The sequence below is a fragment of the Methylobacterium sp. E-005 genome (assembly GCF_022829725.1).
GTDB lineage: Bacteria > Pseudomonadota > Alphaproteobacteria > Rhizobiales > Beijerinckiaceae > Methylobacterium.
The window spans coordinates 1-14,393 of the sequence record NZ_JAKSYG010000114.1 but is presented as its reverse complement, the minus strand read 5'-3'; the positions used below and the strand labels follow the sequence as shown (position 1 = coordinate 14,393).

The following is a 14,393-nucleotide window of genomic DNA, read 5'->3' as shown; positions in this document are numbered from 1 at the left end:
CACGCCCGCGTCGGCAACGCGCTCCAGGCTGGCCTGGAAGGTCGAGACCTTCGCGTCCACCAGCTTGGCGAACTGCTTCGGCATGCTCTCGCGCGAGGCCGGCCACAGGCGCGTCCCCGTCCCCCCGCAGAGGATCATCGGGTAAATCGGGGCAGAAGATCGGGACATGGGACGTCTCCCGCGGCGGGTTGCAGTGGTGGCGTGATCGCGCGGGCCAGACCGAGCCGCAAGATTGCGGTAAGCCGAAACCCCCGTTTTCCAAAGTTGCCCTTAACGTCGCACCGCGGCCGGAACAACCTGCGCGGATTATCCACGGTCGTCCCAGGCTGAACCGAGGCGCCCACAACGTTATCTCTGGTGCTGCAATGTCTTCCTCTATGCGACTCCGTTCAATTCCTGACGATGCGGCGCAGGGTTCGCGGCGGATCCCGTCCGTGGAGCGCCTGGTTGGCGGCGCGCCACCGGAGGCTCTCGCCGCCTATGGGCGCACGGCGTTCACGGGGGCGATCCGCGCTGTCGTGGCCGACATCCGGGCCGGGGGCGGCCCCGTGCCGGACGAGGCGGCGATCCAAACCGCCGCGGCTGAGCGGCTCGCCGCCGAGCGTCGCCCATCCCTGCGGCCGGTCTTCAACCTGACCGGTACGGTGCTGCACACCAATCTGGGACGTGCCCTGCTGCCCCGCTCGGCCGCCGAGGCGGTGGCCGCCGTGATGGTGCAGGCGAGCAACCTCGAATTCGATCTGGCGACCGGCGCCCGCGGCGAGCGGGACGACCATGTCGAGGCCCTGATCTGCCGCCTGACCGGCGCCGAGGCCGCAATCGTCGTCAACAACAATGCGGCGGCCGTCCTCCTGGTGCTGAACGCGCTGGCGATGCGCAAGGAAGTCGTGGTTTCCCGCGGCGAGCTCGTGGAGATCGGCGGCTCGTTCCGGGTGCCGGACGTGATGGTGCGGGCCGGTTGCCGGCTGCGCGAGGTCGGCACCACCAACCGCACCCATCTGCGCGACTACGCCGAGGCGATCGGCCCGCGCACCGGCCTCGTGATGAAGGTGCATCCGAGCAACTACGCCATCGCGGGCTTCACCGCCGCCGCGGATCCCGAGGCGCTCTACGCCCTCTGTCGGGAGCGCGGCGTGCCGCTGGCCGATGACCTCGGCAGCGGCAACCTCGTCGATCTCGCCGCCTACGGCCTGCCCCCCGAGCCCACCGTCCGTACGGCCCTGGAGCGGGCCGATATCGTGACCTTCAGCGGCGACAAGCTGCTGGGCGGAGTGCAGTGCGGCATCGTGGCGGGCCGGAAGGATCTGATCGCCCGGGTGCGCAAGAACCCGTTGAAGCGGGCGCTGCGGGTCGACAAGATGGCCTACGCGGCGCTCGAAGCGGTGCTGCGGCTCTATCTGCATCCCGAGCGGCTGGCCGACGAGCTGCCGACACTACGGCTGCTCACCCGGGATCGGGCGGCGATCGCAGCGCAGGCGGAGCGCCTCGCTTCCGCGGTGGCGGAGCGACTCGCCGGCTGGGCCGGGGTCGCTGTCGCGGATTGCATCAGCCAGATCGGGTCCGGCGCTCTGCCGGTGGAGACCCTGCCCAGCGCGGCCCTGGTGCTGACCCCGGATGCGGAGGATGGATCGACGCGGCGTGGGGCGGGGGGGCGGTGCAAGCGCCTCGCTGAGCGCCTGCGCGCGCTGCCTGTCCCGGTGATCGGCCGCATCAGCGCCGACGCGCTCCTGTTGGACCTGCGCACGCTGGAGGACGAGGCTGGATTCCTCGAGAGCCTCGCGGCCATCGGGCGGCCTGTGTCACGCTCCGAACCAGCCTGTTGAGGGTTTGAAACCCATCGTCGGAGTTCGTGTGCCGGCTTCGCGTGTTGTGGTATACTGACAAGCCCGCGGTCGCGGTCGAGAGATGCGGTGCCTGGACCGCGATAGGCGAACGATATGGTGCAGAGTGCAGACATAGCAGAGGTTGAGCGCGAGACCGATCCGCTCCTCCTCGACAATCAGCTTTGCTACGCGCTCTACGCGGCGGCGCACCGGATGACGAAATCGTACCGGCCGCTCCTGGAGCGCCTCGGGCTGACCTATCCGCAATATCTCGTGCTCCTCGTGCTGTGGGAGCAGGACGGCGTCACGGTCTCGGAGATCGGCCGGCGGCTGCGGCTGGATTCGGGCACGCTCACGCCGGTGCTGAAGCGTCTGGAGGGAGCGGGCTTCCTCCTGCGCACCCGCCGCCAGTCGGACGAGCGCGAGGTCGAGATCGCATTGACGCCGGAGGGCGCGGCTTTGCGTGCGGACGCCGTCTCGGTCCGCGAGGCCGTGATGTGTCAGCTCGAACTCAGCGAACCGGAGATCCGGGCCCTGCGCAAGGATCTCAGCCTCTTGATCGAGCGGCTCAGCGTGGGTGAGTGAGGGATCGAATGAGCCGCTTCGCGGCGGGCCCCGTGCTGGGTCCCAGGTCGCATTCCGCTGACGCTGCATGCCCTTGGGAAAGGGCGGCGAGCTTCATTCTCGAGCGCTCCCTTTTCCCGGACCGATGGAGCGTCAGTGGAATCTGATCCGGGATCCAGTACGGGAAGTGCAGGGTAGCGGCTCCCTGCTTTCCTCAGCCCTCACCGCCGCAGGCGGTTGCCCAAGACGAAGCCGTAGAGCCCCATCAGGATGATGCCGACTGCGCCCTCGAGGCCGACCAAGAGGTTGGTGACGCGGCCAGTGGGCTTGAGGCCGATCTCCGGCGGGTTCGCGGTCATCATGTTGAGGGCGCTGTAGCTGAGGAGGTCGAGCGGGTTGTAGGTTGGCCCCGCCTCCGGCCCTTCCAGGATGATGAGGCCGCCCGTCAGGCCGTAGAGACCGCCGAACACCACGATCAGCAGCGCGAAGGCCCGGGCGATGCGCGACAGGCTCTCGCCATAATCGCACAGCCATTCGACGAACCGGTCCGCGCTCCAGCGGTAGCCGTGCCGCAGCGCGCCGGTCCAGTCCCGCGCGTCCCAGGCGGCGCGGGCCTGCTGGCCGGCATGGAACCGGCCCATCCGGCGGCCGCGCTTGTAGGCCCAACTCGCCGCGTCGTGGCTGCCGATGCTTTTCCAGTTCTGCTCCAGGGCGAGATAGCTCGCCTGCGCGGCCTCGAAGGCCTCCGCCACTTCCTCGCCGACCGCGCCACCGAGCTGCTCGACGCTCATCCGTGTCCCGTTGAGCCATGCCCCGGAGAAGCGTGCATGCCGCAGGCGGCACGTAGCGAGGTTCAGGCGCACGAGGTCGGTATCCGAGAGGTCGGCCCCCGAGAGGTCGGCCCCGTCCAGCTTCGCCCCCGAAAAGTTCGCCCCCCGCAGGCGCGAGCCCGCCAGCGACGCCTTAGCGAGGCTCGCGTCGGCGAAATCGGCATGCGTCAAATTGGCGTCGGCGAGCTTGGCCTCGTCGAGCCGCGCCCCGCGGAACACGGTGTCGTCCGCGTCAGCCCCGGTAAAGTCCGCGCCCCAAAGATCGGCTCCGGCGAAATCCGTCCCGTCGAGGAGCGCGCCGGACAGATCCGCGAAACGCATCGCGGCCTGGCCGAACCGCGCATCCTCCAACATGGCGCCGGCGAACCGTACCTGACCCGCCACGATGCCCGAAAAATCCGCCCCCGACAGATCCGCGTCGGAGAGGTCGGCCGCCTCCAGGATCGCGCCGGTGAAACGGGTGGAGCGCCCGACCACGCCCACGAGATTGGCCCGCCGCAGGTTGGCCGCGGAGAAATCGGCCTCCTCCATGTGGCCCCGGGACAGGTCGGCCTCCGCGAGGGGGAGGCCGCCCGTTTCAGGGTCCGCACCCTGGCCCTCGCCGAAACCGGCCGCGGCAAGCGCGTCCCGGGATGCGCTCAGATGCGAGAGGTCGCATCCGGCCTCCTGCACGGGCGATCCCGCGGCGATCCGATCGAGGAAGGCGCGCAGCTGCGCGTCCGGTGGTGTCGCCTGATCCATGGCGGTTCCTTGCCGGAGAGAGCGACCGCGCGCCAGACGCCTTGGTTCCCTCAGATCGGGCGTGTCGACGCGGTCACCCGCACCGTGATCGATTTGGCGGCCGGTGTCTTCGACTGCTCGTCATGGTGCCAGAGCGGCAGCAGGACGTTCAGCTCCGGATAGTAGCCCCCGCAATTCCCCTCGGGGATGTCGTAGGCGACCACCCGGAGGCCGGTCACCCGCCGCTCCACCCGATCGCCCGCTTCGGTCTCCACGTCGACGCCGCCACCATCCGTCAGTCCGAGTCGCGCGATATCCTGCCGGTTCATGAACAGCACGGCGCGGGTGCCCTTCACGCCACGGAAGCGGTCATCGTAACCGTAGACCGTGGTGTTGAACTGGTCGTTCGACCGCAGCGTGATGAGATCGAGGATCTCCGGTCCACGCTCCGGCAGATCCGGGTCGGCCTCAAGGCCCTCCGGCACCGCGAAATTGGCCCGGCCCGTGTCCGTCTCCCATTTCCGGTCCCGGGCGCCCAGCGGCTTGACCAAGCCGCCCGGCTGGAACATCCGACCATTGAGGTCGTGGAAAACCTTCGGGTACGTTGCCTCGATGGCGTCGCGCACCCGGCCGTAATCGGCGACCCAGGAATCCCAATCGATCCGCGGGTTGGCCGGCAGTGTCGCCTTGGCGAGTTCCGCGACGATCCAGGGCTCGGAACGGACGTGCGGACCAACCGGCTCGGAGGCTCCCCGGGAGCCGTGGAACTGCGCGGTGGAGCTCTCCATCGAGACCGCCTGCGGCCCGCCCGCCTGCTGGTCGATCTCGATGCGGCCAAGGCAGGGCAGGATGTAGGCCACCGCCCCGGTGACGAGGTGCGAGCGGTTGAGCTTGGTCGAGACCTGCACGGTCAGGCGCTGCCGGCGCCAAGCCGGTTCCATCCGGCCCGTGTCGGGGATCGCCCGTAGAAAATTGCCGCCGAGTCCGATGAAGGCCTTCACGCTGCCGTCGAGGATGCCTTCGCAGGCCTCGACCGTATTGAGACCCTTCTCGCGCGGCGGCTCAAAATCATAGAGTTCCTTGAGCCTGTCGAGGGGGGCCAGCTCCGGCTTCTCGGTGATGCCGACGGTGCGTTGGCCCTGCACGTTCGAGTGCCCGCGCACCGGGCAGATCCCGGCGCCCGGCTTGCCGATATTACCGCGCAGGAGCAGGAGGTTGACCAGCATCCGCACGGTCTCGGTGCCCTTGCGGTGCTGGGTCAGGCCCATCCCGTAGATCCCGATGACCGCCTTGGAACGGGCATAGACCGCGGCCGCGGCTTCAAGCCCCTGCCGCTTCAGCCCGGAGCGCCGCTCGAGCGCAACCCAGTCCTGGCCGTCGCAGAAGCGCACGAAATCCTCGAAGCCGTGCGTGTGCTCGGCGATGAAGGCGTGGTCGAGCAGCCGAGGCTTGCCCGCCGCCTCGGCCTCGCGGTCCATCGCCAGCAGCGCCTTGCACAGGCCGGTGAGGGCCGCGAGATCGCCGCCGGCTTTCACCTGATGGTACTGGGTCGAGATCCGGGTCGAGGAGCGGGTCAGCATCTCCACGGGTGATTGGGGATCGGTGAAGCGCTCCAGGCCGCGCTCGCGGAGCGGATTGAAGGTGATGATCTGCGCCCCCCGGCGCCGCGCCTCCTGAAGCGGGTGCAGCATCCGGGGCGAGTTCGAGCCGACGTTCTGGCCGAAGAACAGAATCAGGTCGGTGGTCTCGAAATCCTCCAGCAGGACCGTGCCGACCGGGGCGCCGATCGATTGCGGCAGCGCCACCGAGGTCGGCTCGTGGCACATGTTGGAGGAATCCGGCAGGTTGTTGTTGCCGTAAAGCCGCGCCAGCAGCGCGTACATATAGCTGGTCTCCAGCGAGGCCCGGCCGGAGGCGTAGAACACCACCGATCGGGGATCCGCCTCACGCAGGGCCTTCAGCTCCCGGCCGATCTCGGCCATGGCCTCGCCCCAGGAAACCGGTCGGTAGCGGTCGGTCTCGGGGTCGTAGCGCATGGGGTGGGTGAGGCGGCCCTGCTCCTCCAGGGCGTAGTCGCTCCAGCCAAGCAATTCGGTCACGGTGTGGGCGGCGAAGAAATCCGGGGTGGCGCGGTGGCGCGTCTGCTCCCAGGCGGTCGCCTTGGCGCCGTTCTCGCAATACTCGAAGGCCAGTGGCTTGGCGGGCTTCGCCCAGGCGCAGGACGTGCACATGTACCCGTCCGGCTTGTTCTGCTTCAGCAGCAACGCCGAGCCGGTGATCGGCACGCCCTCCCGGGTCAGGATCTCGACCAGCGACCGGGCCGAGCCCCAGCCACCCGCCGGGCCGTCATAGGGCTCGATCCGAACCTCACCCGTCTCCTGCTCGGCCATGCCGTCCTCCGTCCAGTCTATCAGCGACCGGATGTGAGGAACGCACGAGGGCCGAGTCGGATCACCGGCGCGTCACTGCGTCTGTCTGCCCTCGGTTCCGGATGCGCCCGAGGGATCGTCTACTGACGGACAAACCGCAGGGAGGAGAAACAGGGCCAGCGTCGACGTCGAGATGGTGACGTGCGCCTGCCAGGATTGCGAGCGATCCTGCCCGCGAGGCGATGTCCAAGGAGGGCAAGGCTTCTTGCTGCGATGCCCGCGCCGAGGGCCACGGCAACCACCACGGCGACCACGAAGGGCACGATCCCACCGGCGGCATCTGCCGCGGCTGACGACCGATGGCCGCGCGGTTCACTGCGCCGCGCGGCGGCGATCAGGAGACGGCGGCGAGCTTGTCGGCCATGGATTGGTCCTTGTCCCGGCGGGTCGAAAAGATCAGCGTGAAGAAGGTCCGCTGGACGCCCATCTCGGCGAGCTTCGCCTCGCACCGCTCGGCCAGCGCGCAGATCTCCGACAACTCAGCCTCGATGTTGGTACCGTTGGGATGCATCGTGGCGGTCAAACCGCTCGCTTCGACGATCGCTTTGACTTCCCGGACGTAGGGTGACACCGACGGGCCGACGCCCATCGGCACGATGCACAGGTCGGCGGATACTTTCATGGCGGTGCTTCTCCGATGAATGGCGAGTGCCCCGCATCGGGACCGGGCGCGCATTGTTCGTCAAGGCACATCGCGTGACCCTTGGCGACGCGCGTCGTGATCGAGGCTCGGGACCGCCGCGATCGGGACGGGCCGTGGATGGTCAGAGCTTGCTGATCAGCAGCCCGAACCCCAAGCCGACCAGCCCGGCGACCACGAGCGACGCATGGGGCCACGCGACCGACTTCTGGTGGCCTTCCCATGCGTAATGGCGACCCTGCTCGTAGACGTCCTCGGCTTGGTGCGCGATCGAGTCGGCGGCGTGATGGACTACGTCCTTCGCTTGGCCGTAAAGGTTTTCGACCGTGCCCTGTGCTTCCTGCCGCCGCCCCTCGATCGAGCCGCGATACGAGCCAGTGGTGTCGCCGACCGCACCCTGCACCTTGCCGCCAAGCTCCCGCGCGGCACCTGTGATCCTGTCTGTGTCGACCATGATGTCCTCCCATGACGTGATCCTGAACCCGATGCCCGACCGGTCGTTCCGTCGTCACCGCCGTCGGAGAGAAGGCGACGACGCGTATGCGCTGACGGTTCAGGTCGCCTGCTGCAGCGGTACCCCCCTCTGGATTTGGTCACCCGCCACCATCAGTTCGGAGCATGCATCCTGGCCGAACGCGTAACCAGCGAGACGGTCGGGGCCGACCCTGGGTGTATGGTCCCGGGAGGAGGTGGTGCGGATTGATCCTCAACTGGTCTGGGCCTTTGGTTCAGGCGTGACAAATGGTTGGGAATAGGGTCGTCCAGCGAAGCCCCTTGAGGTGCTTGGCGAAGTTGTAGGCCGTGACGAAGGCTAGGACGTGCGCCGTCAAGCTTGCCAGATCTTCGTAGTGAAAGGCCTTGACGGTCGCATCCATGATCGTCCGGTTCACGCGCTCAGCCTGCCCATTGGCACCGAGATGGTATGCCTTGGTCAGACGATGCGCGATGCCGTGTTCGATGCAGACGCGATCGAAGATGTGCGGGCCGAGGAGCTGTCGGCTTGGTCCAGTCCTGTTCTTGGGCAGGTCTGCGAATGCCATGCCGTTGTCGGTCAGCACCGTGTGGGTACTGTAGTGGAAGGCCGCCACGGCGTCCCTGAGGAGAGCCGCGGCTACCATTTTGACGGAACTATCGTGGGATTTGACGTCGTTGAGCTTCGAAACCCGGTCGATGGCTTAAACCATGGTCAGAATGCCGTCGGTGTGGCGCAACTCTCAACTGTCGATATGCAGGTAGCCGATCTCAAAGGTTTTGAAGCGTTTGCGGGTCTGCACTGCTTCGGCCCCTGGAAGACGGGAGATGCCGTGGGGTTGTAGGCACCGGTGCAGGATAGAGCGGCTCAAGTTCGGGATCGTGTTGCGGAGGCAGCCTAGGATATCGTCGAGCGGCAGCTGCGTCCGACGCCTGAACTCGACTACGATGGCCTCATCGGCTGGCGTCAGCACGGGACGCTTGGGCTTTTACGGACCCATCGGAGCGTCAGTCGTCCCCCCCGCCTGCGCCATTCGGCGACCGTCTTCGGGTTCAGGCCATACGCAGCGGCAAGGGCGCGGCGACATTCTTACGACGCTTGGAGCTCGGCTCGTCCTTCGACACGCTCAGAATGAGGCACGCGGCGTCGTTCGGGCGCTGCCGTGAAGAACTCCTGCCACAATGTACCCTCCGCCTGACGCGGCAACGTCTATGACGCACCATCACATTGCGGGACTGCACATCTGGTGTATGAGACCGCGTCGCGAGCAGGCGTCAGAACGTATTGGTGAGCACATCCTGTCGGATGTGATTGTCTAGTCTCGCATCGGCCGCCAGCTGCTGGACCTCACAGGTCCCGTCTTCGAGCTGCTCCAGCCGCCTCGGTTCGCCCGTCCCCAAGCCTTCGTACAGCTTCTTTCCACGGGAGAATGTCTGCTCGGAGATGCCGATCCGGCGCAGCACCGCCGAGAGTGGCGTGCCGGTCCCGGCCTGCTTCAACGCGAAGGCGATCTGCTGTTCAGTGAACTTGCTCTTCTCCACGGTTTTGCTCCTCCCGGAAGGGGCTTACAAACCCGGAAAACTCGCACTCACGTGGGTCCGAAGCGGTGGGAGAACGTCACAGGCCTACGTCGAGCGTATGCTCGTACCCGAGGTCACCTTCGGCGACGTCGCTATAATGCCATGGCCAAGTGATACAATAACGAGCTTGACTTGCTTGAAATTTTCTTAAGAAGTTTGCGGGCAGAAACAAGTATTTGCGTGGAATATAATCCACCGCAGCGGTCACAGCGCAAATTTGTTTGATCCACGCGTTGAACACCGCTCTGTTTTGCCTCGGGCAGACTTATCAAAAGGCAATGAGCCGCGCCAGCGAGTAGACTCCTTCGATTGCATCAACAAAATATTGGGTCTAACGTTCCTAAGTACCAATCTAAATGACGCCGATACGATACCGATAGAAATGGGGCGTTACGCGCAAAATCGTTTATCGCTCGGTGCTTTATGAATATTTAATCGCTCATAGTAGCTTTGATCGATTGAAGGCTGATAATTTGCTTAAACTATTCCAGTTTTTGAATGGGATGCTGACATCAGGATCGAAGTATTTGGTTTCCCTTTTAACTTTACGCGCGACGTTATATGAAGTGTACTCCTGGGTATGTTGCTTGCGCCCGATTTCTTCTGCGACTTTAAAATCAAAATCAGACAAAAACTTGAAATGAAGCAGGGCGCCGCCAGGACGCCAAACGTTTTCTTCGGGATATCCGTTCAGGTGATAAGGCCAGAGCTGATGACTTGATTTGAGGAATGCATAATGAGATTTCCAGAACACCAACGGCGTTTTGTTGAGAGCCGGCCCGTCCTTCGTATCAGAGAAAAAAATGCGGCTTCGCACACCGCCTTTGATCCAGGTCGTATTTGTAGTTGGTTCGTATTCGTAATAATACCCGTTTCTATCGAAAAAAGGGCAGACATCGAGCGGGTTTTCACCATCAAGAACAACATTGTCTTCGGTGGAATTTTCGCTATACATATCAACCATCAGGCATTGCATTGATGCCCGGTTTTGGGATTTCAAATCGCTAACGAGCGTATCGATGCCCATTGTGTCCGCGCCCGGGTAAACAAAATATTCGTCTGCATCTATGTGAAGAACCCACTTTCCAACGCAGTATTTAGAAGATAAATAATTTATCCAATCAATGCCGAACCGCGAATTTTTATAGCTTCCCGTGGCCTTGAAAAGACTTACAGCCTGGAACTTCGCCAGTCTTTCAACGGTTTCGTCAGTAGAAGCATTATCCACCACTATAAAATGCTCGAAGCCGATTTGCTGGTGGTACTTAATTAAATGCTCCAGCCTTCTCATTTCATTGCGAACGACCATGATAACGACATAGTTGGCGCTCCTCAGTCCATCCAACTTCAGATTGATTGCGTCAACTTCTCGAGACTTAAAAAGGCGGCGGATATGCGCTTTGGTAGCAGCGTAAAGTGAGTGTACATTGCAAGTGCCGCGCAGCGTTTCAGCTACCTTTCTGGACGTGGCGGAAGCGGGGTGCAATCTGTTCAGCATATTTTCGAAATACCATATCTAATCGGGTCTGAAAACTCGCGCGCGCCGTTCCTCACAATCAACTCGTTCGATCGGTAGTTTGACGATGGGAAAACAGAAGGTTGCACAGACGACACGATCATCCCCTGTGCGTTATGAGGCAGCTGACAAGATCTCCAACTGCCTCACAGATACTCCCTAAATGTCTCGTTCAACGAGTCATATTCGATGCGCTTGGCTCGAGATCTGGAGATTTGGTTAGAGAATTGAGCTCAGGTGTCTAGGGCGTGAGCCGGACCAAGCTGTTGCGATGTTTGCCGGTTTGTGATCCCAGATGGCCATTTTGCAGCCTGGAGTTGGCAATGACGAACCCGTTCGCGCTCTGGGTTGAGCAGTGCGCGGTGATCGAGCCGTTCATGCCCAAGGACCAGCCTGGACCCAAGCGCAAGGACGACCGGCAGATCATTTCAGGCATCCTGCACGTGCTTAGGTCGGCTGCCGTTGGCAGGATACGCCCTCCGCTTACGGCTCACACACGAGGATCTACAACCGCTACAACAGGTGATCTTAATATTGAATCTGGCAGCGGCTGTTTGCCAGGATCGCTGCTGCAGATCCTCTCCGCGACGAACTGATGCGCGATGCAACGCACGTGAAGGCCCACCGCTCGGCTACGGACGGAAAGGGGTAGCCTGGAGCCAGGCCGTTGGGCACTCGCGCGGCGGCTTCACAAGCGAAATCCATTGCTTGGCCGATGGTCGTGGCCAGCCGATTCTATTCGCCCTGACGCCCGGCAACGGGCCGACATCAGCATGGCGCTGCTCGGGTGCAAGCCGTGGTGCCGCCCAAGCGCCTGATCGCCGACAGAGCCTACGATGGGCAGAGCCTGAGGGACTGGCTACAGAGCCACCGCGTGATCGCCACCATCCCGTCCACGGCCACCCGGACGGTGCCCTACAAGCACAGCCGGATCGCCTACCGGCGGCGGAACCAAATCGAGTGCCTATTTGGTCATCTCAAGAACTGGCGGCGCGTCGTGACCCGATAGGACCGCGTGGCCCGTAACGACCTCAAAGGCGTCGCCCTCGTTTCCTGTGCGATCGCAGGGACCTGAATGGTCCTCCTACCTAGGTTTCAATCTTCCAGCGATTCCAAGGTCATACGTTTGGCTGCGCTCGCGGCGCTTGCGGTCTTCACGATCTAGCCTGGTAGGACCCGGAAACGAAGCTGCGTTGCGAGCGTACCGGCCGCCGTCCACCGTCGCACGATCGACCGCCGCGAAGGAGTGACAAGCTCCGCGCTTATGGATTACTGACGCCTTCAGCAGACCGATGATCTTTTTGTAGATGCATTGTCCAAGTGTTCGCCGACATCGCGGAATCACGAGTCGATACCGGCTCCCTCCCACCGCTTGATGTTGCGCAACCGTTGACCCGAACGACGCTTCAGCCCGCTGCGCTGGATCTAATGATGTTCGTGTGGCGCCTGCTCCCGCGGTTCCAGCGTGAAGCGTGCGTGTGTTCGGCCTGAACCCAGCCAGCCAAAGATACGCAGGCCCGGACACGTCGCCGGCAAAGGCCACGTTGACCAAGTCGAATCAGAGCGACCGGCCTCACCCTGCTGCTGTTATAGGACAACGCCGGAAGCCCGCTTGGTGATCGTCAATGACACCAATCGTGACGGCGACCGGCGGACGAGTTCCACCAGGGCGAAAAAATACGCGCTCGCCTCGCGCGAGATCCAGTTACTTCACCGCAACTTGCAGCGCACTCGAACAAGCGCCTTTGCCAAAGGATCTTGACTCAGATCACCAGCGCGACTTTGGCAGATTGAAAGAACGCGGAAAATTGTCGCGGAGCCGCTTGTCACGGCCACGAGCGTAGGTGCGCGCGATGTCAGGTGCTGGCGGATGGCGTGCCGATTTGAATTGGTGGCTGCAGCCCTTCCTTGCGGGACTCTCGCATCCAGCGGCCGGGCGATGGGCCCGCTTTGTGTGGCTGGGTGAGCGGCATCGGTGATCGCAAGAACGTCCAGCCGATGGCGGCCCGCACCGAAGGGATCCGCTGCGTCCGACTGCACCACTTCATCGCGTTCGTGATCTGAGATCACACCCCGCTACAGCGGGCCCTGCTCGGCGAGGCCGATCGCCTCCTCGGTGGCATGGATGCGATCCTGGTCGTCGATGATCCTTCGACATGCTCAGGATGAGGCCACGTTGTGAACGAAGCGCGACCGCTCGGTTGGGATCGCACCGCAATACGCCACGACGCTGGACAAGACCACCAACTGCCAGATGCTGGTCTCCCTCACGCTGGCGCGCGGCGAGGTCCCCGGACGCGCAGTCTGGCGCTGCTTCTACCCGAAACCCGGAGGCGCGAAACGGATCGGATGGAATCCGCCGGCTAACTGAGGGCTCGCGCGCGGCCTGCACCAACCTGGAGATCGCGGTCGTGGAGATCGCCCGGGTCCCGGAGGGCGGCGTGCGCCTCGGCTGCATGCTGGCCGATGCCAAGCCCGGCCCCTTCTCGATGATTCATGCCAGCGCCCGTCGCTGCGCCGCGTCCAGCTTGGGAGGCGGCGCCGTGCGGTCGATCATCCCCGCCGGACCGTCTGCGCTGAAGGACAGCACCCGGTAGCGCACCGTCTGTAGGCTCACAGCGCCGAACCTCGGCGCCACCGTGCGGCTTCCGCCTGTCGTAGACCGCAGCCAATGCCAGAAGCCGGCGACTCTGGTCGGCGTCTCGGCTCGCCCGGGACAGTCGCCAGAGATCGCCGGAAGCTAAATCCACGCACTGGGACATAGCAGCGGACATGGCAAGCCCTCTTGGTTCGCCCGATCGAATCGCGGCTGCCGCGCTGCGAAAACCCCGTGAGTCGTCATCACCGTCAATTGGTATGATGCCTTAGCACTACTTTGGCAGATTGAAGGAACGCGGGAGGTTTTCGCGGATTCGCATGCCACGGCCATGGGCTTGGGTGCGCGCGATGTCCGGTGCTGGCGGATGGCATGAGGATCTGGATCGGTGGCTGCAGCCATTTCTTGCGGGACTGTCCCATCCAGCACGCCGGGCGATGTGCCCGCTCTATGTGGCCGGGTTGATCGGTCTCGGTGATCGCAAGAGCGTCCAGCCGATGGCGGCCCGGGCCGAGGGGATCCCTTACGACCGGCTGCACCACTTCATCGCGGCCGGGATCTGGGATGCGGCGCCGCTGCAGCGGGCGCTGCTCGGCGAGGCCGATCGCCTCGTCGGCGGCCTGGATGCGGTCTTGGTCGTCGATGACACCGCCTTGCCGAAGAAGGGCGACCGCTCGGTCGGGGTGGCGCCGCAATACGCCACGACGCTGGGCAAGACCGCCAACTGCCAGACGCTGGTATCGCTCACGCTGGCGCGTGGCGAGGTCCCTGTCGCGGTCGGTCTGGCGCTGTTCCTGCCCGAGAGCTGGACGAGCGACCCGGATCGGATGGTATCGACCGGCGTACCCGAGGGCCTGCGCGCGGCCCGCACCAAGCTGGAGATCGCGGTCGCGGAGATCGATCGGGTCCGGGAGGGCGGCGTACGCTTCGGCTGTGTGTTGGCCGATGCAGGATATGGGTCCGCCCCGTTCCGGCAGGCCCTGAGCGCGCGTGGCCTGAGCTGGGCCGTCGGGATCTCGGGACGCAACAAGGTCTACCCGGCCGACGTGACGATGATCTTCCCCGTCGCGGGACGGGGGCGACCGCGCAAGCGTCACGTCCCGGATCAGGTCTCGGTCGCAGCGGAGACGATCCTCGCGGACATGACCGGCCGATCTGTGACCTGGCGGCGCGGCACCAAGGGCCGGCTGCGGGCTCGCTTTTGCGCGCTGCGCGTTCGGATG

At 64.2% G+C, this 14,393-nt stretch carries 11 protein-coding genes and 4 pseudogenes; 7 read left to right on the top strand and 8 right to left on the bottom strand.

Going from position 1 to position 14,393, the window contains the following annotated elements; translation table 11 throughout:
- The coding region (locus MKK88_RS13795; protein ID WP_244000567.1) for a sugar phosphate nucleotidyltransferase at positions 1-168 on the bottom strand (168 nt) is incomplete at its 3' end.
- Between the two features lie 209 nt (positions 169-377).
- Here MKK88_RS13795 and selA point away from each other — a divergent pair.
- Both selA and MKK88_RS13785 read left to right on the top strand, forming a co-directional pair.
- Positions 378-1,823, top strand: coding sequence for an L-seryl-tRNA(Sec) selenium transferase (gene selA, locus MKK88_RS13790; RefSeq protein WP_409566661.1), 1,446 nt, complete (start codon positions 378-380; stop codon positions 1,821-1,823).
- A gap of 114 nt (positions 1,824-1,937) precedes the next feature.
- Positions 1,938-2,408, top strand: coding sequence for a MarR family winged helix-turn-helix transcriptional regulator (locus MKK88_RS13785; RefSeq protein ID WP_244000563.1), 471 nt, complete (start codon positions 1,938-1,940; stop codon positions 2,406-2,408).
- Positions 2,409-2,608: 200 nt separating this feature from the next.
- On the opposite strand, the gene MKK88_RS13780 is transcribed toward MKK88_RS13785, so the two are convergent.
- The 7 genes and pseudogenes from MKK88_RS13780 to MKK88_RS13750 form a co-directional block, all read right to left on the bottom strand.
- Positions 2,609-3,958, bottom strand: coding sequence for a pentapeptide repeat-containing protein (locus MKK88_RS13780; RefSeq protein ID WP_244000561.1), 1,350 nt, complete (start codon positions 3,956-3,958; stop codon positions 2,609-2,611).
- A gap of 50 nt (positions 3,959-4,008) precedes the next feature.
- Positions 4,009-6,327, bottom strand: a complete 2,319-nt coding sequence (locus MKK88_RS13775) for an FdhF/YdeP family oxidoreductase (protein WP_244000559.1) — start codon at positions 6,325-6,327, stop codon at positions 4,009-4,011.
- A gap of 373 nt (positions 6,328-6,700) precedes the next feature.
- Positions 6,701-6,988 (bottom strand): MTH1187 family thiamine-binding protein, encoded by a 288-nt coding sequence (locus tag MKK88_RS13770; protein ID WP_244000558.1) that lies wholly within the window; start codon positions 6,986-6,988, stop codon positions 6,701-6,703.
- 142 nt (positions 6,989-7,130) lie between these two features.
- A complete protein-coding gene (locus tag MKK88_RS13765) occupies positions 7,131-7,460 on the bottom strand; it encodes a CsbD family protein (protein WP_244000556.1) in 330 nt (109 codons plus the stop codon).
- A gap of 214 nt (positions 7,461-7,674) precedes the next feature.
- Positions 7,675-8,658, bottom strand: a pseudogene (locus MKK88_RS13760) (IS481 family transposase); the annotation flags it as partial.
- Between the two features lie 60 nt (positions 8,659-8,718).
- Positions 8,719-9,019 (bottom strand): annotated as a pseudogene (locus tag MKK88_RS13755) (transposase); the annotation flags it as partial.
- Between the two features lie 478 nt (positions 9,020-9,497).
- Positions 9,498-10,556 carry a glycosyltransferase family 2 protein gene (locus MKK88_RS13750; RefSeq protein WP_244000554.1) on the bottom strand — a complete coding sequence of 353 codons (1,059 nt, stop codon included), beginning with the start codon at positions 10,554-10,556 and terminating at the stop codon, positions 9,498-9,500.
- A 341-nt stretch (positions 10,557-10,897) separates the two neighbouring features.
- Between MKK88_RS13750 and MKK88_RS13745 the strand changes: the two are divergent.
- From MKK88_RS13745 to MKK88_RS13730, 5 genes and pseudogenes are all read left to right on the top strand, one after another.
- A pseudogene (locus MKK88_RS13745) lies at positions 10,898-11,649 on the top strand (IS5 family transposase).
- 833 nt (positions 11,650-12,482) lie between these two features.
- A complete protein-coding gene (locus MKK88_RS13740) occupies positions 12,483-12,638 on the top strand; it encodes a hypothetical protein (RefSeq protein ID WP_244000552.1) in 156 nt (51 codons plus the stop codon).
- Between the two features lie 139 nt (positions 12,639-12,777).
- Positions 12,778-12,945, top strand: a pseudogene (locus MKK88_RS34285) (hypothetical protein); the annotation flags it as partial.
- Positions 12,946-12,985: 40 nt separating this feature from the next.
- Complete coding sequence (locus MKK88_RS13735) at positions 12,986-13,171, top strand: hypothetical protein (protein WP_244000550.1); 186 nt, start codon at positions 12,986-12,988, stop codon at positions 13,169-13,171.
- Between the two features lie 349 nt (positions 13,172-13,520).
- Positions 13,521-14,393, top strand: an 873-nt coding sequence (locus MKK88_RS13730) for an IS701 family transposase (RefSeq protein WP_409566660.1), incomplete at its 3' end; no start/stop codon positions are given.